At 60.1% G+C, this 16,802-nt stretch carries 16 protein-coding genes; 2 read left to right on the forward strand and 14 right to left on the reverse strand.

Features of this window, described 5'->3' with window-relative positions; all coding sequences use genetic code 11:
- Positions 1 to 160 precede the first annotated feature (160 nt).
- Complete coding sequence (locus ACLD1Y_RS08150) at positions 161 to 2,260, reverse strand: TonB-dependent receptor family protein (RefSeq protein WP_429477087.1); 2,100 nt, start codon at positions 2,258 to 2,260, stop codon at positions 161 to 163.
- A 222-nt stretch (positions 2,261 to 2,482) separates the two neighbouring features.
- Here ACLD1Y_RS08150 and ACLD1Y_RS08155 point away from each other — a divergent pair, with 222 nt between their 5' ends.
- A complete protein-coding gene (locus ACLD1Y_RS08155) occupies positions 2,483 to 2,641 on the forward strand; it encodes a hypothetical protein (RefSeq protein ID WP_236418504.1) in 159 nt (52 codons plus the stop codon).
- A 5-nt stretch (positions 2,642 to 2,646) separates the two neighbouring features.
- The gene (locus ACLD1Y_RS08160) at positions 2,647 to 3,273 is read left to right on the forward strand and encodes a helix-turn-helix domain-containing protein (RefSeq protein WP_176995578.1); all 627 of its coding nucleotides are present in this window, start codon (positions 2,647 to 2,649) and stop codon (positions 3,271 to 3,273) included.
- A 142-nt stretch (positions 3,274 to 3,415) separates the two neighbouring features.
- On the opposite strand, the gene ACLD1Y_RS08165 is transcribed toward ACLD1Y_RS08160, so the two are convergent.
- The 13 genes from ACLD1Y_RS08165 to ACLD1Y_RS08225 all read right to left on the reverse strand — a co-directional run bounded on the left by ACLD1Y_RS08165 (position 3,416) and on the right by ACLD1Y_RS08225 (position 16,753).
- Positions 3,416 to 3,907, reverse strand: a complete 492-nt coding sequence (locus ACLD1Y_RS08165; RefSeq protein WP_429477090.1) for a hypothetical protein — start codon at positions 3,905 to 3,907, stop codon at positions 3,416 to 3,418.
- 282 nt (positions 3,908 to 4,189) lie between these two features.
- Positions 4,190 to 5,068, reverse strand: a complete 879-nt coding sequence (locus tag ACLD1Y_RS08170; protein ID WP_429477092.1) for a DMT family transporter — start codon at positions 5,066 to 5,068, stop codon at positions 4,190 to 4,192.
- A 116-nt stretch (positions 5,069 to 5,184) separates the two neighbouring features.
- Positions 5,185 to 6,681 carry an aldehyde dehydrogenase gene (locus tag ACLD1Y_RS08175; protein ID WP_429477094.1) on the reverse strand — a complete coding sequence of 499 codons (1,497 nt, stop codon included), beginning with the start codon at positions 6,679 to 6,681 and terminating at the stop codon, positions 5,185 to 5,187.
- A complete protein-coding gene (locus ACLD1Y_RS08180; RefSeq protein WP_429477096.1) occupies positions 6,681 to 7,583 on the reverse strand; it encodes a dihydrodipicolinate synthase family protein in 903 nt (300 codons plus the stop codon). Before ACLD1Y_RS08180 ends, ACLD1Y_RS08175 begins: the two co-directional genes overlap by 1 nt.
- A gap of 39 nt (positions 7,584 to 7,622) precedes the next feature.
- Complete coding sequence (locus tag ACLD1Y_RS08185) at positions 7,623 to 8,954, reverse strand: MFS transporter (protein ID WP_429477098.1); 1,332 nt, start codon at positions 8,952 to 8,954, stop codon at positions 7,623 to 7,625.
- Between the two features lie 160 nt (positions 8,955 to 9,114).
- Entirely contained in the window at positions 9,115 to 10,434 is a 1,320-nt protein-coding gene (locus ACLD1Y_RS08190) for an NAD(P)/FAD-dependent oxidoreductase (protein ID WP_429477099.1), read from the reverse strand.
- 82 nt (positions 10,435 to 10,516) lie between these two features.
- Positions 10,517 to 11,239: a GntR family transcriptional regulator gene (locus tag ACLD1Y_RS08195; protein ID WP_429477101.1), complete on the reverse strand. Its 723-nt coding sequence runs from the start codon at positions 11,237 to 11,239 to the stop codon at positions 10,517 to 10,519.
- 138 nt (positions 11,240 to 11,377) lie between these two features.
- On the reverse strand, positions 11,378 to 12,391 hold the full coding sequence (locus ACLD1Y_RS08200) for a GlxA family transcriptional regulator (RefSeq protein WP_429477103.1): 1,014 nt from the start codon (positions 12,389 to 12,391) through the stop codon (positions 11,378 to 11,380).
- Between the two features lies 1 nt (position 12,392).
- Positions 12,393 to 13,238, reverse strand: coding sequence for an ABC transporter permease (locus ACLD1Y_RS08205; protein ID WP_429477105.1), 846 nt, complete (start codon positions 13,236 to 13,238; stop codon positions 12,393 to 12,395).
- Positions 13,235 to 14,083, reverse strand: a complete 849-nt coding sequence (locus ACLD1Y_RS08210; RefSeq protein ID WP_429477107.1) for an ABC transporter permease — start codon at positions 14,081 to 14,083, stop codon at positions 13,235 to 13,237. The genes ACLD1Y_RS08205 and ACLD1Y_RS08210 overlap by 4 nt, the downstream gene beginning before the upstream one ends.
- The gene (locus tag ACLD1Y_RS08215) at positions 14,080 to 15,192 is read right to left on the reverse strand and encodes a quaternary amine ABC transporter ATP-binding protein (protein WP_429477109.1); all 1,113 of its coding nucleotides are present in this window, start codon (positions 15,190 to 15,192) and stop codon (positions 14,080 to 14,082) included. Before ACLD1Y_RS08215 ends, ACLD1Y_RS08210 begins: the two co-directional genes overlap by 4 nt.
- A gap of 89 nt (positions 15,193 to 15,281) precedes the next feature.
- Complete coding sequence (locus ACLD1Y_RS08220) at positions 15,282 to 16,130, reverse strand: glycine betaine ABC transporter substrate-binding protein (RefSeq protein ID WP_429477111.1); 849 nt, start codon at positions 16,128 to 16,130, stop codon at positions 15,282 to 15,284.
- A gap of 353 nt (positions 16,131 to 16,483) precedes the next feature.
- On the reverse strand, positions 16,484 to 16,753 hold the full coding sequence (locus ACLD1Y_RS08225) for a hypothetical protein (protein ID WP_429477113.1): 270 nt from the start codon (positions 16,751 to 16,753) through the stop codon (positions 16,484 to 16,486).
- Positions 16,754 to 16,802: the final 49 nt, after the last annotated feature.

Genomic DNA, 16,802 nt, shown 5'->3' on the forward strand with positions numbered 1-16,802 from the left:
CGCAGCTTTACGTTCTTCTGAGTAGAAAGGCATGACCATACTCTTGCCGCCCCCGAATTGCTTTTAAAAAGGGGAGGACACGACAACTACCCTGACACCGGGGGGCCAGAGCCAGAGCCAGAGCCAGAGCTTCGGGGGCAAGCCCCCTCCCACATTTCTGTTAGCGCCAGGCCCAGGACACGCCGGTGTAGATGCCTCGGCCATCGCCTGGGGTGGAACGCGCCATGTCCACACCCTTGTCGTCGTAACCCGGTGTGACGGTGTTGGCATAGCGCTTGTTGGTCAGGTTGCGCAGGTCAACCCATGCCTGCCAATCCTGCTTGGGCGCGTCATAACCAAAGGTCGCACCCAGCAGGGTGTACGACGCGGCGTAGAAGGAGTTGGCGTAGTCCACCGCCACCTTGGACGCGTGTTCGGTATTGAGGCTGGTGTAGAACCCGGTCGGATGGCTATAGCGCACTTGCGCCTGGTAGTAGTGCTTGGGGATGCCCGGCAAGGTGTTGCCGCCAAAGCGGTCGTCGTCGCGGTAGTGGAAGTCGCTGTAGGTGTAGGCCTGACGCAAGGCCACCCGACCGTTGCGGCCGCCCTCCCACAGTGGGCTGAGCAGGCTCAGTTCGACGCCTTGGTGCACGGTGGGGCTGGCGTTGTTTTCGGCGGTGATGGCGTTGGTGGTGGAGGTTTGGGCCTGGGTTTCCACGGTGAGCAGTTCGTGGCGCACTTCGGAGCGGTACAGCGCCAGGTCCCATTGGCCGAACCATTGTTCGCCACGGCCGCCGATTTCCAGGGTGGTGGCGGTCTGGTTTTTTAGCTTGATGCCTTCACGTGCCATCCCTTTGGCCGGGCCGCTCGTGAAGTACTTGTTGGAACCCCAGATCATCGACCACGCGTGCGGCGGCTCAACCGCTCGGCTCAGGTTGCCGTACACCTGCAATTGCGGGGTGAAGTCATAGCGCAGGCCGATGCGCGGCGCGTAGTCCCAGGCATGTTGGCTCACCTTTGCATCCGTCTCTGGGTAACTCACTTCGGTTTCGCGGCGGGTGTAGATCGCCGCAAGCCCCGTGGTCAGCCACAGGTCAGGCACCAGTTCCAGGTCGTTGCCGATATGCAGCACGGTGTCGGAGCCCAGGTAGCTGTAGTCGCGGGTCTTGGTGCCGGGGGCGTAGGCGCCCGGAATGCGCACGTATTCCGAACCGCCGTTATTGGGCATCGCCTGGGTAGTGCGTAAGCCAACGGTGGTCTTGCTGTCATGCCCGAACAGCGTGTCCTCGCGGATGTAGTTGAGGGTGCTGCTGATGTCGGTATAGGCGACTTTCAGGCGAATAGTCCCTTCGCGCAGGTCCATCGGGTAGTCGTGGTACGCCAGGCCGAATTCCAGGCGGGAATTGTCGTCCAGCCGCAAGGTGGTCTTGTTGGCGATCCAGGTGGAGCCCGGTTCCAGGCGCTTGGAATCGCGGGCCGCGTTGAGGCTGTTGGCGGCGCGTGGATCGTGGCTGATCTGGTCGCGGGTGAGTTTGCCAGGGGTGTCGTTGGTGGTTTCGCGGTAGCGGATATAGAAACGGGTTTCCAGTTCGGGGCTGAAGCGGTAGCCGAAGTTAGCCGCGAAGCCCTTGCCGGTAGCGGCGCTCTGGCGCTGGTAGCCATCGGATTCGGAGTCGGTGAGGCTGATGTAGTAATCGGCATCCCCCAACACCTGGCCCGAGCTGATCTCACGCTGGGCATAGCCCTTGCTGCCCGCTTCGTAGCGCAGTTGCAGCTTGGGTGCGTCAAAGCCGGTGCGGGTCACGTAGTTGACCGCGCCACCCAGGGCCAGTGCGCCCTGGTCAAAGCCGTTGGCGCCGCGCAGCACCTCGACGCGGCTTTGCCACAGCGGCACTTTCAATTCGTAGGGCGTGCCGCCGGGGCCGGTCAGCGGCAGGCCGTCGAACATCTCGTACAAACCGGAACCGTGGGCGCCGGGGCTGCGGTTGAGGCCCGAACCGCGAATGGAGAGCTTGATGCCTTCGTTGTTCGCCGCCTTGGCGTAGACCCCGGCCTGGTACTTGAACACGTCTTCGTTGGTACTGACCCGCCCCTGCTGCACGCTGTTCATGTCGATGTAGTTGGTGGCGCCGGGCACGCTCTTGAGTTGGGCCTGGGCGACTTCGGCGGCGCTGGCTTCGCTGCTGGTGACTTCCACCGGGGCCAGCTGCAGGTCTTCGGCGTGGACCAGTGAACTCAAAGTCAGGGCGGCAAACAGCAGCGGAGGTTGGCGCAACAGCATCGGGCAGGTCCTTGGGATTCGGGGGGCATGGGATGGGATGGCAGCGAGGCACGCCAAGTCACTCCTTATTAACGGACCAGAGCTTTCCCACAACAACGTCGGACCAGGATTATTTCTAAGTCCAAAATCGAATGACCACATGCAAACTCAGTATTTAAAGAAATAACCGCCAACGATTACTGTGGAGCCACTGAGTTCACCACGCCCCACGAGACCGCCCCCATGCAAACATCCGCCACCGTCATCGACTTCACGCTCCACCGTAAACGCCGCCAGGCGCGCGCCGCGGCTGAGCTGATGTGGGCGATGTACGCGGCGCGTGCCGGGCTTGCGGTGTTTACCGCACAGGCCGCAGCGTCCAGTGACACGCGCCGGGCTTAAGGCCGATGAACTTCCTGCATGTGCTGCCTGAACCACCCGAACCACTGCCCAAACCCAACACCGACGACGATGTGATCAGCCTGTGCGTCGCCCACAACCTGCAACGCCTGCGCAGCAAGCGCCATCTGTCACTGGACGGCTTGGCACGGGCCTGCGGCGTAAGCCGGGCAATGCTGGCGCAGATCGAGTCCGGGCGCAGCGTGCCGTCGATCAAGGTGCTGTGCAAGATTGCCAAGGGGTTGAAGGTGTCGGTGGCGGCGTTTCTGGAGGACCGCGCCTTTGAAGGTGTGGAGGTGTTGCCGGCGCAACAGAGCAAGCGCCTGGTGAGTGCCGATGGCGCGTTTATCAGCCGTGCGCTGTTCCCCTATGACACGGCGCGCCAATCGGAATTTTATGAGATTCGCCTGCGGGCGCTGGGCGAAGAAGTCTCCGAAGGCCACGGCCCTGGCATCCAGGAAAACCTGGTGGTGGCCCAAGGCGTGCTGGAGGTGAGCGTCAATGACGAACGCTACCTGCTCTCCACCGGCGATTCGATTCTGTTCTACGCCGACCAGCCCCACCGCTACCGCAACCCCGCAGACAGCGAGGCCGTGGCGTTCTTGGTGATCACCTACCCCGAACGCCTGGACTAACCACTACTTGTGGCGAGGGAGCTTGCTCCCGCTGGAACGGGCTGGCGCTCCAGTGCGAAGCGCTCCCAATATTTTGGGGCCGCTGCGCAGCCCAGCGGGAGCAAGCTCCCTCGCCACAACAGGTTGTTTTGTGTGCGTCCTGTTAGCAGGTGCAGCACATCATCGGCATGCCGTTGCAGCTCATCATCATCGGCATGGCGCAGTCGTTCATCAGTTTGTTCATGAGCATGCAGCAGTTTTCCATCATGGCCATGCTCATGCCGGGCATTGGCATCATTTTGCACTGCATGCTGTCACCCATCAGGGTGCATTCCATCATGCAGTTCATGGGCATGCCCATGGCCATCATCGGCATGTTCATGTCCTTCATCATCTTCATGGCGTCGGCCGACATGCACATCATCGACAGGTTGGCGCACTGCATCATCATCGGCATGCCGCAGTTCATCATCATCGCCATCATTTCGGCGTTGGTCTTGAACTGAGCCATGTCCATGCCAGCGGCAGGTTTCATGGTGCACATCATGGCGTCGCCGGCCATGTTGCAGGTCATGGTGGCCATCATCATCGGCATGCCCATCATTGGCATCATCGGCATGGTGGTGTTCATCGGCATCTGCATTGCATTCATCATGTTCGAAACTCCGTAATCGACAGGAAATGGCTAAGTTCTGGCGCCGATTCTAGAGACGCCCGGCGGCGGCGCAAGACGGCGACAGAGCAGCAGGATTGGATGCTCGGGGGAGAGCTTAGTCGAACAAAACAGCCCAAACGGATGCGATAACAGGTATTCCGTCGCGATAACGCCCTCCCCGTCCATTCAAAGGTGATAACCGGCGTTATGGATATTCGAAAGAATTATGCCGACCAATCAGAAGGAAATAATCGATCTAACCATCGGCAAAAAAACCGCGACTCAACCCGTGGCCGGTTGCGGTCCGTGGCCTTTGCCCTGAGCCGACAGCACAATCGCCAACACAATCAACGCCGCACCCGCCAACATCCGGTACGACGGCGCCTCGTGGAACAGCCACCAGGCGCAGGCAATGGCGTATACCGGCTCCAGCGAAATGATCATGCCGGCGCTGCGCGCATTCAGGCCCTTGAGGCTTTTGACGAACAACGCCTGGGACACTGCGGTGCAGAGCACGCCGAGGATGGCCAGGTTGGTCCAGTCCATAGGCCCCAGCTCCACCAGGTCGAACAGGGCAAAGGGCGCCATGATCAATGCCACGGTCGCGTTCTGCCAGAACACCACTTGCACGCCGTTACGGCCATCGGTGGCGCGGCGGTTGGTCATTGCTAGCAAGGCGAACGACAAGCCGGAGGCGATACCCCATAGCAATCCCACAGTGCCTTGGTTGGCCAGTTCGAACGACGGCGTGACCAACACCAGGCCAAGGGTCACCAGCAGCAGCAACAGCGATTCGGCCAGGTGCGGCCGGTCGCGGAACACTGCCATGTCGAGCAAGGTGATAAAGGCTGGGAAACTGGCAAACCCCAGGGTTGCCACGGCCACCCCGCCCACTTTGATTGCGATAAAAAACGTGACCCAGTGCGCGGCCAGCATCAGCCCCGAGATGAAGTAGACAACGAGTTTCTTGCGGTTCAGGCCGCGCAGCAACGCGCGCCCCTGTAGAAGCGCGAACACCGCCAAAGCCAGCATGGCAAACGCCGCACGGCCGAAGGTGATCACACTGGCGCTGGCATGGATCAGCGCGCCAAAAATTCCGGTCAAGCCAAACAGTATTGCGGTGACGTGGGCAGAAGTAAGGGCAGTACGATAGGCAGTCATGAAAAGAGCTTCGCGAAAACGAGCTGGGCCGTGGCTTTCTTATTGTTGACCCGGTTGAGAGAGAGGCGCCCCAATCGCCGCTTGCGTGGAGCTTTGTAGAGGGGCGCCTGGTGTGGTTAACCTTCGGACGTGTCGATCCAGATGGTCTTGATTTCAGTGTACTGGTCATGGGCCCAGATGGACTTGTCACGCCCGCCGAAACCGGACTGCTTGTAGCCACCGAACGGTGTCGAGGCATCGCCTTCGCCGAAGCAGTTGACGGTGACGATACCGGCGCGGATCTCGCGGGACAGCTTGATCGCGTTGCGCAGGTTGTCGGTGTACACCGAGGCGGCCAGGCCGTAGATGGTGTCGTTGGCCAGGCTGACGGCTTCTTCCAGGGTGTTGAAGGTGGTGACGGTCAGCACCGGGCCGAAGATCTCTTCCTTGAACAACAGGCTGTCGGCGCTCACGCCATCGACCACGGTCGGTTGCACGTAGATGCCGTCTTCGGTCTTGCCACCGAACACTACGCGCTGGTTGCCTTCGCTGGCGTTTACCAGGTACGAGCTGACTTTGTCGAAGTGCGCCTTGCTCACCATAGAGCCCAGGCGGTTGTCCGGGTCCAACGGGCTGCCCATTTTCCAATCTTGCAACTGCACGCCAATGCGCTTGAGCAACTCGTCCTTGATATCGGCGTGCACGATCAGGCGCGACGACGCCGAGCAGTTCTCGCCCATGTTCCAGAACGAACCGTTGACGATATGCCCGGCCACCAGGTCCAGGTCGGCCACATCGTTCATGACCACGGCCGGGTTCTTGCCGCCCAGTTCCAGCACGATGCGCTTAAGGTTGGACTCGGCCGCGTATTGCAGGAACAGGCGACCGGTGTCGGTGGAGCCGGTGAAGCTGACCATGGTCACGTCCATATGGCGACCCAACGGCTCACCCACTTCGCGACCGCCACCGGAGACCACGTTGAACACGCCGTCGGGAATGCCCGCCTGGGACGCCAGCTCGGCCACGCGCAGCGCGGTCAGGGTGGTTTCCTTGGCAGGCTTGACCACGATGGAGCAACCGGCCGCCAGGGACGGCGCGATTTTCCAGGCCAGCATCAGCAGCGGGAAGTTCCACGGCAGCACCAGGCCGACCACGCCGATGGCTTCGCGCACCACCAGGGTCAGGGCGTCGTGGCCCACCGGCGCGGTGTTGTCGTAGATCTTGTCGATCAGCTCGGCGTGCCAGCGGATCATGTGGATGGTTTCCGGCACGTCGGTCAGCTGGCACTCGCGCACTGGCTTGCCGCTGTCCAGGCTCTCAAGCACGGACAGTTCGTGGGAGTGCTGTTCCAGCAGGTCGGCAAAGCGCAGCAGGACTTTTTTGCGCGTGCCGGGGCTGAGTTTGTGCCAGCGGCCATCGTCGAAGGCCTGCTTGGCCGAAGCCACGGCGTAATCCACATCAGCGCTGTTGCACGCGGTGATTTCAGCCAGCAACTCGCCAGTGGCCGGGTTGGTGGTGGCGAAGGTCTTGCCCGAGGCAGAGGTGTGCAACGCGCCATTGATGAAGGACTGGGTGGGAAACTGGATGTCCTTGGCTATGGCGGCGTATTCGGCGGCGGTGAGCAGGTGAGTCATCATGCACCTCCGACAATGTGCGCAACGTCACGCTTGAGGTTGGTGATAACGGTTTGCAGCGCTTGGTTTTCGCTTTCGGTCAGCGGTTGCAGCGGTGCGCGAACGCTACCGGTGCGCAGGCCGTTGAAGGCGCAGCCGGCCTTGATGGCCTGGACGAATTTGCCGCCTTCGAGGTAGTCCATCAGCGGCATGAACGCGCCCATGATCTTGCGGCCTTTGTCGAAGTCTTTTTCGATCACGCAGGCTTCATACAGGGCCACGTGTTCACGCGGTACGAAGTTGGAACCGGCACACACCCAGCTGCGGGCGCCCCAGGCGAAGAATTCCAAGGCTTGGTCATCCCAACCGCAGGACAGCGCGATGTTCGGGAACTGGGTGGCCAGGCGGTGCACTTGGCCCATGTCGCCGGAGCTTTCTTTGATGGCCACGACGTTTTTCGAGGCCGATACGGCTTTGAAGTATTCGTTGCCCATGCTCACGCTCATGCGGCCCGGGTAGTTGTAGAGCATGATCGGCAGGTCAGCCGCCTTGTCTACAGCCAGGGCGTGGATGGCGTTTTCCTCTTCGGTGGGCAGTGCGTACGGCGGCGAACCCACCAAGATCGCATCGGCCTTGATGGCGCGGGCAGCCTTGGCGTATTCCACCGAGTCTTCGGTGCGGATGGCGCCAGTGCCGACGATCAGCGCCACGCGGTTGCCGATGACTTCCTTGGCGTGGGCGGCCAGGTCAATGCGCTCCTGGGAGGTGTGCGCGTAGTACTCACCGGTGGAGCCGCCGATGATGATGCCGTGCACCTTGGATTCGATCAGGTATTCCAGCACTTCGGCGAAGGCTGCAGTGTCGATCTGGCCGGTGGCGGTCAACGGGGTGATTGCCGGGGTGTAGATGCCTTCAAATTTCATGGGTGTTTCTCCAACAATAAAAGGGGTGGTTTTTTTCGTTCAGCTGCTCAATGCCGCTGCGTCCCGCAAGTTCAATGAGCGTGTTTCAGGGGCCATGGCCCAGGCGGCTGCCAGGCCGACAAAGGTCACGCCAGCCGCGACGTACATGGTGTTGCCGATACCGATGGAGGTCAGCGACAGCGGCACCAGGTAAGTGCCCACCGCAGCGCCGACCCGCGACAGCGAGGTGCCGATACCCACGGCAAAGGCGCGGATTTCGGTGGGGAACAATTCGTTGGGGTAGACCAGTTGCAGCACTTGCGCGCCACCGATGAACACGGCGTAGGCGCCGAACAGGCACAGCACCAGCAGCTCATGGCTGTTGGAGAAGGCCGCCAGCAACAACAGCGCCAGGCCCGACCACAGGAAGCTGTGGATCAGCATGCTGCGTCGGCCGATGGTGTTGATCAGCCGCGTGGCGAGCACGCAACCGACCACAAACAGCAAGGTGATAAACATCGAGCCGTAGGAGGCCCACTCGCCTTTGAGGTTCAGGGCTTGCAGCACTTTGGGCGCGAAGGCATACACGGCGAAAACCGGGATAATCGAGCAGGACCAGAACACCGAGACAAAAAACAGGCGCTTGCCGTAACCCGAGCGCAGCAGGTCGCGGAAGGTCATCTTGCGTTCGTCCGGTTGCTCCGGCAGGTCACGCAGCGAGTAGTGCGGGCCGTAGACGCGTTTGATCACGTGTTCGGCTTCGGCATCGCGGCCTTTGCTGAGCAACCAGCGGGCCGATTCCGGGGTGCCCAGGCGCAATACGAACAACACCAGGCCAATCACCGAAGCGCTGGCCAAGGCATAACGCCAAGCGTCGTCGGCACCGGTATTGATAATGGCGTTGCCCACCACATAGGCGAACGCAGCACCGGCAAACCACAGGATGGTCAGTGCGGCGAGCCGTGGCCCGCGTTGTTTCTTCGGCAGGAACTCGACCAACAACGAAGTGGCCACCGGGTATTCAATACCCACCGCCAAACCAATGATGAATCGCAAGGCGAATAACACCCACGCCGACTCGACCCAGAACTGCGCCAGGGAACACAGGATAAATAACGAGGGGCCGATGAAATACACTTTCTTGCGCCCCAACTTATCGGTCAACCAACCACCGATGAAACCGCCGAAGAACACACCGATCAAGGCAGACGCGGCAATAAGCCCCTGCCAGAACTCGGTCAGTTCCAGTGCGCCGGTTACTTGCAGCATCGCAATGCCGATAATGCTTAAAACATAACCATCGACGAAAGAACCACCGCCCGAACGGGCCGTGAGCAAACGGTGAAAGTTATTAAGAGGTACATCCTCAACTGAGGCATTCGGACTTGTCATTATTATCTCCTACTTCGCTTCGTTCATTCGCCGGGTACAACGCACACTTGAAATCCAGGCGAATGAAAGCCGTCTCAATCAGAAACCGCAGTCGCTAATACGCCTGCTGTTTTCCGATCAATAGATTAAGTTCGGTATTACGTCTCTTGAGTGGTGCGAATCAGCTTTCCTGGCCGGCGCGGCTTTGCCCCCATAGCAAGTTCATGTTTACACCCGCTGATAGCAGCGGCTCCGGTGGGTTTCTGCTCGGGCCTGGGGACGTCAACAGGAAGTCCACCAGGTGATTGCTTTTGCCCGCCAGCCATTCAGCCAGCAAGGTGCCGGTGACGGTGCCGCGGGTGACGCCCAGGCCGTTGCAGCACAGGGCGCCGTAGACGTTTTTGGCCAACTCGCCGAAGTGCGCCATGTGGTTGCGCGACAGGCTCAGGGAACCGCCCCAGGTGTAGTCGAAATTGACCTCGCGGTGCAGCGGAAAGCGCCGGTCGAAAGACGCTTTGTGGCGCTTCACAAACCGCTGCAGGTATTTGGGATTGCTGCGGCCATCGGCGTTAAAACTGAAGCTGTTGCGCACCAGCAAGCGGTTGTCGACGGTGCGGCGCAAGGTGGTGCCAAACGGGTCGGCGGGGATCACGCCCCAGAACGGGTCGCCACCCAGGCGCGCTTGCTCTTCTTCGTCCAGCGGGCGGGTCAGGCTGGCGTAGGTGAAGATCGGCAGCATGCGGCTTTTGAGAAAGCCGAAGCTCATGGCGAACGCATTGTTGGTCAGCACCAGCTTGTCGGCGACGATGCGGCCGTGCTTGTGGATCAGCACGGTTTTGTCGCCGTATTCCACTTCGGTAATCGGGGTGTTTTCGTAGAGGGTGACGTTGGCCGGCAAGGTGTCTGCCAGGCCTTTGACCAGCGCCGCCGGTTGCACCAGCGCGGTGCCGGGGGTGAACAGGGCCTTGCGATAGAAACGGGTGCCGATGCGGCTGGGCAATTCGTCGCCTTCGATCACTTGATACGGCTGGCCAAGTTTGTCCAGACCACGACGATAGGCATCCAGCACAGCGATGCCACGGTCCTCGATGGCAGCCTGGTACTTGCCGCAATCGCGCCACTGGCAGTTGATGCCGTGTTGGTCCACCAGCGCACGCAGCATGGATTGCCCGGCGAGGTTGAGTTCCATGCTGATCTTGGCGGTGGCGATGTCGCCGATATAGTCTTCGGCGCCGATGTCGTGGGGCAAATCGATGGCAAAGCCGGCGTTGCGCCCGGAAGCGCCGTAGCCGACTTCCTGCGCTTCGATCAGCACGATCTCGTCGTCCGGGAAATTCAGCGCCAACTGGCGCGCCGCCGCAAGGCCGGTGAACCCCGCCCCTACCACGGCCCAGCGCGCGGTTCGCGTACCCATGTGCGGTGGCCGGGCCACGCGTGGTGGGCTGAGGTGAAACCAGCCACAGGTTGAATCGTCTGCCGGGGTGTTTCTAATGAGTGCCATGTTCGCGACCTGGGTTCTTTTATAGTTGTTAGAGCTAACAGCTACCCGGTTGTATCGCGTCACACTGGCCGGTCTCGACAGGTCAGAAGGTGAGCGGTACATCCAGGCCTTCGGGCGCCGCGTACTCGGACATCCGCCGACGGGACAGTTCGAGGTGGGCCCGCACGATTTCCCCGGCCAAGACCGGATCGTGGTGTTCAATTGCGCTGATCATGTCGTCGTGCTGCTGGGCGGCCACTTCCAGGTCTTCTTGCATATCCACCGTGGTCGGGTGGCGGTAGAAGATCTTGCCCAAGCGGGCGTGGTCGATCAGCAAGCGCTGCAAGCTGGGCATCAGGTAGGCGTTGTGGGCCATTTTGCCGATCTGCAGGTGAAACTCGTCGTTGTACAACACACGGTTCTCGACATCGGTTTCGTCGATGGCCGTACGAAACAAAGCCTGTATCCGCTTCAGCTCCACAATCTCGGCCGGCGTTGCGTGGGAGCAGGCCAACTGGGTGGTGGCGATGTAGATCAATGGCGCCGCCAAAAAGAAACTGCGCAGCGACTGGTAACTCATTGCCGACACCCGTGCAGCGCGGTTGGCTTCGAGGTCGATGTACCCCTCCGCCGCCATCTGCCGCATCAGTTCACGCACCGGTGGGCGCGACAAACCGAACTCATCACACAGCGCCAACTCGTCCACCACGGCCCCCGGTGCCAGCTCCATGCTGAGGATGCGGCGCCGTAGCGCTTCACCCAAAACAGCCTTGCGGTCCAGGGTTGGCTCGACAGGAGCCGGGGTGCTGAGTTCTTTGGTAGCCATGGTGAAACCTTCCTAGTAGTAAGTGCACACGGTCTACTACCTGTATTCGCACTATAAAACAACAAAATACTTTGTGTCTACAATTAAAATACACAACATAAACATCAGCTATAGCCCTTTGCCCACGTGGCCTTTGGGCTATTTGACCAGGCGGATTTCCTTCGAGGGTCGATGCCCGAAATAGGCGCTGTAGCACTTGCTGAAGTGGCTGGGGGAAACAAACCCGCAGGCCACCGACACCTCGACGATGGTCAGCGAGGTGTGCTGCAACAGGCGCCGTGCTTCGGTGATGCGCAGGTCCATGTAGTAGCGCTGCGGCGAGGTGCCCAGTTGCTCCTTGAACAAGCGCTCGATCTGGCGCCGCGAGCGGCCGGCGTATAGGCACAGGTCGTGCATTTGCAGCGGCTCTTCGAGGTTCACGTCCATCAGGTTGATCACCTCCCGCAGCGGGCCGCTCACCGACACGTTCAACATCGGTTTGACGCGCCGAAACCGCGAGGCTTCAAACGCGAGGATGTCTTCGATGCCATCGGTAAGGCTTTTGCCATGCAGGCTGCGGATCCATTCCAGGGCCATATAGAAGGCCCCGGTGGGACTCGATGCCGTCAGGCGATTGCGGTCCACCACGTAGGCTTCACTCGTCACATGGGTCAGCCGGGCGATCTCGGCCAAGGCAGGACGGTGCTCCGGGTGAACCGCGCAGCGATACCCTTCCAGCAACCCTGCCCGCCCCAGGAACCACGCGCCGTTCCACACTCCGGCCAAGGCCACGCCCTGCTCCGCCGCCGCGCCCAGCAATACGCTCAGCTCATCGTTGTAGCGCAGCGGCGTGCGGTAACCGCCGCAGATCACCAACAGGTCGAGGTCGAGCACTGCCGAAAGGGTCAAGCGCGCATCGGGGCGGATCACCAAGCCCAGGTCGCTGGTAATTTCGTCTGCCGTCAGGCCAAAGGTCTGGGTGGCGAACAACTCGGGCCGCAGCAGGTTGGCGGTGACGATGGTGTCCAACGCCTGGGTGAAGGCCGGTAGGGAAAAATGCTCCAACAGCACAAACCCCGCCCGCGCCTTGCGCACCTCCTGGCCGTGATGATCGTTGAGGTAGCGCAGGTTCTTGCACTGCATGGCATCGCTGAATTGACGTCGTGCTACCACGTTATGTTCGCCGTGCCTGGCGCTGCAACGCGCCGCGTGACAGGCGATCAAGCAACAACGCCACTGCCACAATCGCCAGGCCGGCACGCAAACCGAGGCCCATTTCCATGCGGGTCAAGCCACGGGTCACTTCGGCGCCAAGCCCGCCTGCACCGACCAATCCAGCCAGTACCACCATCGCCAGCGACAGCAGGATGCACTGGTTCAACCCCACCAGCAGCGTAGGAGCCGCCGTGGGCAACTCGATCTTGAACAGGATGTGCCGTGGCGAGGCACCCATGGCCTGACCCAACTCCAGCAAGTCCTTGGGCAATTGCTTGAACGCCAAGGTGGTCAGGCGCAGCATCGGCGGAATGCCATACACGATGGTGGCGATGATCGCGGGCACCCGGCCCAGGCTGAACAGCATCACGGCGGGAATCAGGTACACCCACGGCGGCACGGTTTGCATGATGTTGAGGATCGGCAGCAGCGCCGCATCCACACGTTTGACCCGCGCCGCCAGGATGCCCAGCGGGAACGCCACGCTGACCGAAATCAGCACCGCCACCGACACCAGCGCGATGGTCTGCATCGACGCTACCCACAGCCCGGCAAACAGGCAAAACGCCAACATCACGCCAGCAAATAACGCCACGCGCCAGTTGGCCAGCACCCACGCCGCCAGCACCACTACGGCGATCAGCACATACGCATGGGGCGCGAGCAATGTGGTCTCGATGGCGCCCAGCGTGGTCTCGATGATCTTGCTGATGACCACAAACAAACCATGCAGGTTGGCGTTCAACCAATCGATGGCGGGTGCCAGGAATGCGCCCGGCGAAAAACGGAAATCCGTCAGGTTCATTGGCTTGCTCCCATCCGCGACTGTGCGGCGGCTTGTGCGAGGCGGTCGAGGATCATGGTGAGAATAACGATGGCCAGGGCGGCATTGATCGACTTGGCGATATCCAGGGTGCGCACTGCGCCATAGATGGTTTCGCCCAGGCCACCGGAGCCGACGATGCCGGCGATGACCACCATGCCAAACGCCATCATCAGGCTCTGGTTGACCCCCGCCATAATGCTAGGCATGGCGAATGGCAGGCGGATCTTGAAGAACATCTGCAGGCCCGTGACGCCGCTGGCATCCCCCAGTTCGACGAACTCCTTGGGGGTCATGCGGATGCCCAGGGAGGTCAGGCGCAATGCCGGTGGCACCGCGACGATAAAGGTGGCCAGCAACGCGGTGGCCGGGCCGTAACCCAGCAAGGCGATAGCCGGCAGCAGGTAGATATAAGGCGGCAGTGTCTGTATCAGGTCCAGGCACGGGTCGACGACGCGGTCGAACGCTGGCGTAAGCCCTGCCAGTACGCCCAACGGCACAGCCACCAACAGCGCCAGCAAGGTCGCCGTCAGTACCAGCGCCAAGGTGCTGACGGTTTCAGGCCACAGGCCGATAAAACTGCACACCAACAACGCCAACGCCGATAACACGGCAAACCGCGCGCCCACCATGCGCCAGCCCAACAGGCCAATCACCAGGGCAATCACGTAGAACGGCGGCGCTGCAATGCACCATTGCACGCCCTTGAACACGGCGGTCAACGCGGCGTTAGCCCCCTCGAAGAACGCCTCGCCGTTGTCCTGCAGCCACATCAGGCCCGAGTCCACGGCGGCATCGAATTGCACCGAGAAGTCCGGGGTGCTCATGGCGAGGTCTCCAGCACGGGCGCGATGGCCTGGGCCTCGTTGGGGATGCCCTGCACGCCGCGCAGCAGGTCCTTGGCGGTGATCACACCGATCACCACACCGTGCTCGACCACGGCCAGTGGTTCAAGGTCGGCGTGCATGGTCAGGCCGATCAGTGCATCGATATCGGTGTCTGGCGAAGTCTGGGTCAACCGTGAAAAGTCGCACAGCGGGAAGGCCTGGGTGTAGCGCGCAATCGGCGTCATCACCGAATGGGCCTTGACCAGGTGCAGGCGTGAAATGCCCGCGACGAATTCGGCTACATAGTCATCCGCCGGGTTCAACACGATCTCTTCGGCGGTGCCTACCTGGATAATCACCCCGTCCTTCATGATGGCAATTCGATCGCCGATGCGGATCGCCTCTTCCAGGTCGTGGGTGATGAACACGGCGGATTTGCCCAGCTCCTTAGTGAGCTGGCGGAATTCGTCCTGCAATTGACGGCGGATCAATGGATCGAGGGCGCTGAACGGCTCGTCCATCAAGATAATTTCGGGGTCGGCGGTGAGTGCCCGCGCCAGTCCAACCCTTTGCTGCATGCCGCCCGACAATTCGCTGGGGTAGCGTGAGGCCCAGTCGGTCAAACCGACCTTGGCCAACGCACGTTCTGCCACTGCGTAGCGTTCAGCCTTGCCGACGCCCTGTACTTCCAGGCCGAAGGCGGTGTTTTCCAGCACAGTGCGGTTAGGCAGCAGTGCCACGCTCTGGAATACCATGCCAATATTTTTTGCCCGTACATCGCGCAATTGCGCGGGGGACAAGGCGGACAAGTCCTTACCCTTGACCAGCACCTTGCCGGCGCTGGGGGTGATCAATTTGTTGAGCAACCTGATCAGGGTTGATTTGCCACTGCCGGACAAGCCCATGATGCAAAAGATTTCACCGCGGCGAACCTGCAGGCTCACATCCGATACCCCGACCACACAGCTGAAATCCTGCAGGACCTGGGTTTTGCCGAGGCCCTTATGGACCACCGCTTCCATCGCCGCCTTGGCATTCTGACCGAAGATTTTCCAGACCGACTGGCAATCCACAAGCACTTCGTTGGTGTCTATTTTGACCGTTGTCATTCTTAAGCCTATTGAACCAGTTGGACTGGTTTTTCTAATTGATCAGAACGCGTTATCCGTACCTGGCAGTGGCAAAAAAACATCGAAGCTTATTGTTTGATATTGGCCCAGCGCTTCATCAAGTCAGCGTGGTTGTCGGCCCAGCCGGCGACGGCTTCATCCATGGTCTTGCCGTCCTTGACCACACCGTTGATGGCGGTGATATCGGCCAATGGCACGTACACGCTGGCGATGACTTCACGGGCGTGGGGGTATTCGGCGGTGAAGCCTTTGTGCCCGATCCAGTAGTAAGCCTGCGGCGGTGCAAAGGAGCCTTTTGGATCTTTGAGAAACTTGAGGTCGAACTTCTGAGCCATCCACGACGGCTCCCAGATAGTCACGGCCACCCATTCTTTACGGTCGACGGCGGATTTGAGGGCGGCGGTCATGGCAGCGGTACTGCCTTCAAGCAATTGCAGCTTGAAACCATAGTCCTTCACGGCTTTGTTGGCGTCGCTCATCAAGCCTGAACCGGGTTCGATGCCGATGATCTTGCCGCTGAACTTGTCGGCGTTGTCGTTGAGTTGCTCAAGGGAATCGATATCAACGTACTTGGGCACCGCAATGGCCTGGTACAAGCCGTAGGACACTGGGGAGAGTTTTTCCAGACGGTTTTTGTTCTTGTTCCAGTAATCCTGGGTGGCGTAATCGGTTTGCGAGGCCAGGACTTGCACATCGCCCTTGGTCAACGCGGCGTACGCGATGCCGATCTCGGAGAATTCCACAACTTTCACGGTGTAACCGGCGTTTTCCAAAACTTTCTTGGTGATGCCGGTAATCGGCGTCAAGTCTTCCCACGACATGGTGCCGACGGTGATGGTTTTTTCTTCAGCCTGGACCGGAAGTACGACCATACCTACTAACGCAACCGCACAAACGGTCTTCCAAAATTTCTTCATGGCGCGCCTCGTTCTACGTTGTTTTTTTAGTTTCAAGCCCCGGTAAAGGCTGCCTGTGCAACTGAGACTCGCATGGTCAAAAGTGCCGGTCAATAGAATGTATTTTCTCTGTATACATATAGAATTCAGATAAAACACAATATGAATAATATTTTTTCGTTTAAATTCAGTGAGTTATAAAGAGTCGACGTAAAACCGACAGGTCGGTTATAGAAAAGTATCGCGTCGTTTTTGGAATGCTCCGCCGTAGACGGAAATGGCATAAGCCGGGAGGGGGGAAGCGCGTATTCCGTAAAGAATAGACTCGAGACTGTCTTCGGGTACGCGCAAAAAAACAGGAACAAGCCGTGAAACTAAGGGGTAGTTTTTTCCAGCGCCTGCATGAATTCTTCTGCTTCCGACCCTAGGGGGAACCGGAAACCTTGCATTTCATCGGTGGCCAGGATACAGCCCAGCGCCTTGAGCAATTGCGCCTGCGTGGGTGAATCAGCCAGCAGTTTGTGCGCCGATAACACCAACTCCGAGCACACACCTTCAACACTCGCAGTGTCGATCACGGCGAGAAGGATAAAGCGCAGGCGGACTTCGTGATCAGTGGGCCAAACCGTTTTTCGCTTACCCATGGTAGAAGCCTCCTTTCTTCGGAAAAATCCGAGGCTATTGCGCACCGAA

Origin of the sequence: Pseudomonas sp. 18175, assembly GCF_050432925.1 — a bacterium.
Taxonomy (GTDB): Bacteria; Pseudomonadota; Gammaproteobacteria; order Pseudomonadales; family Pseudomonadaceae; genus Aquipseudomonas.

Bases quoted from the DNA above. Each gene is read 5' to 3' on its own strand.
- ACLD1Y_RS08150 (WP_429477087.1), bottom strand. From the start codon at position 2,260: ATGCTGTTGCGCCAACCTCCGCTGCTGTTTGCCGCCCTGACTTTGAGT.
- ACLD1Y_RS08160 (WP_176995578.1), top strand. From the start codon at position 2,647: ATGAACTTCCTGCATGTGCTGCCTGAACCACCCGAACCACTGCCCAAA.
- ACLD1Y_RS08175 (WP_429477094.1), bottom strand. From the start codon at position 6,681: ATGACTCACCTGCTCACCGCCGCCGAATACGCCGCCATAGCCAAGGAC.
- ACLD1Y_RS08190 (WP_429477099.1), bottom strand. From the start codon at position 10,434: ATGGCACTCATTAGAAACACCCCGGCAGACGATTCAACCTGTGGCTGG.
- ACLD1Y_RS08155 (WP_236418504.1), top strand. From the start codon at position 2,483: ATGCAAACATCCGCCACCGTCATCGACTTCACGCTCCACCGTAAACGC.
- ACLD1Y_RS08205 (WP_429477105.1), bottom strand. From the start codon at position 13,238: ATGAACCTGACGGATTTCCGTTTTTCGCCGGGCGCATTCCTGGCACCC.
- ACLD1Y_RS08215 (WP_429477109.1), bottom strand. From the start codon at position 15,192: ATGACAACGGTCAAAATAGACACCAACGAAGTGCTTGTGGATTGCCAG.
- ACLD1Y_RS08195 (WP_429477101.1), bottom strand. From the start codon at position 11,239: ATGGCTACCAAAGAACTCAGCACCCCGGCTCCTGTCGAGCCAACCCTG.
- ACLD1Y_RS08210 (WP_429477107.1), bottom strand. From the start codon at position 14,083: ATGAGCACCCCGGACTTCTCGGTGCAATTCGATGCCGCCGTGGACTCG.
- ACLD1Y_RS08165 (WP_429477090.1), bottom strand. From the start codon at position 3,907: ATGATGAATGCAATGCAGATGCCGATGAACACCACCATGCCGATGATG.
- ACLD1Y_RS08225 (WP_429477113.1), bottom strand. From the start codon at position 16,753: ATGGGTAAGCGAAAAACGGTTTGGCCCACTGATCACGAAGTCCGCCTG.
- ACLD1Y_RS08220 (WP_429477111.1), bottom strand. From the start codon at position 16,130: ATGAAGAAATTTTGGAAGACCGTTTGTGCGGTTGCGTTAGTAGGTATG.
- ACLD1Y_RS08180 (WP_429477096.1), bottom strand. From the start codon at position 7,583: ATGAAATTTGAAGGCATCTACACCCCGGCAATCACCCCGTTGACCGCC.
- ACLD1Y_RS08170 (WP_429477092.1), bottom strand. From the start codon at position 5,068: ATGACTGCCTATCGTACTGCCCTTACTTCTGCCCACGTCACCGCAATA.
- ACLD1Y_RS08185 (WP_429477098.1), bottom strand. From the start codon at position 8,954: ATGACAAGTCCGAATGCCTCAGTTGAGGATGTACCTCTTAATAACTTT.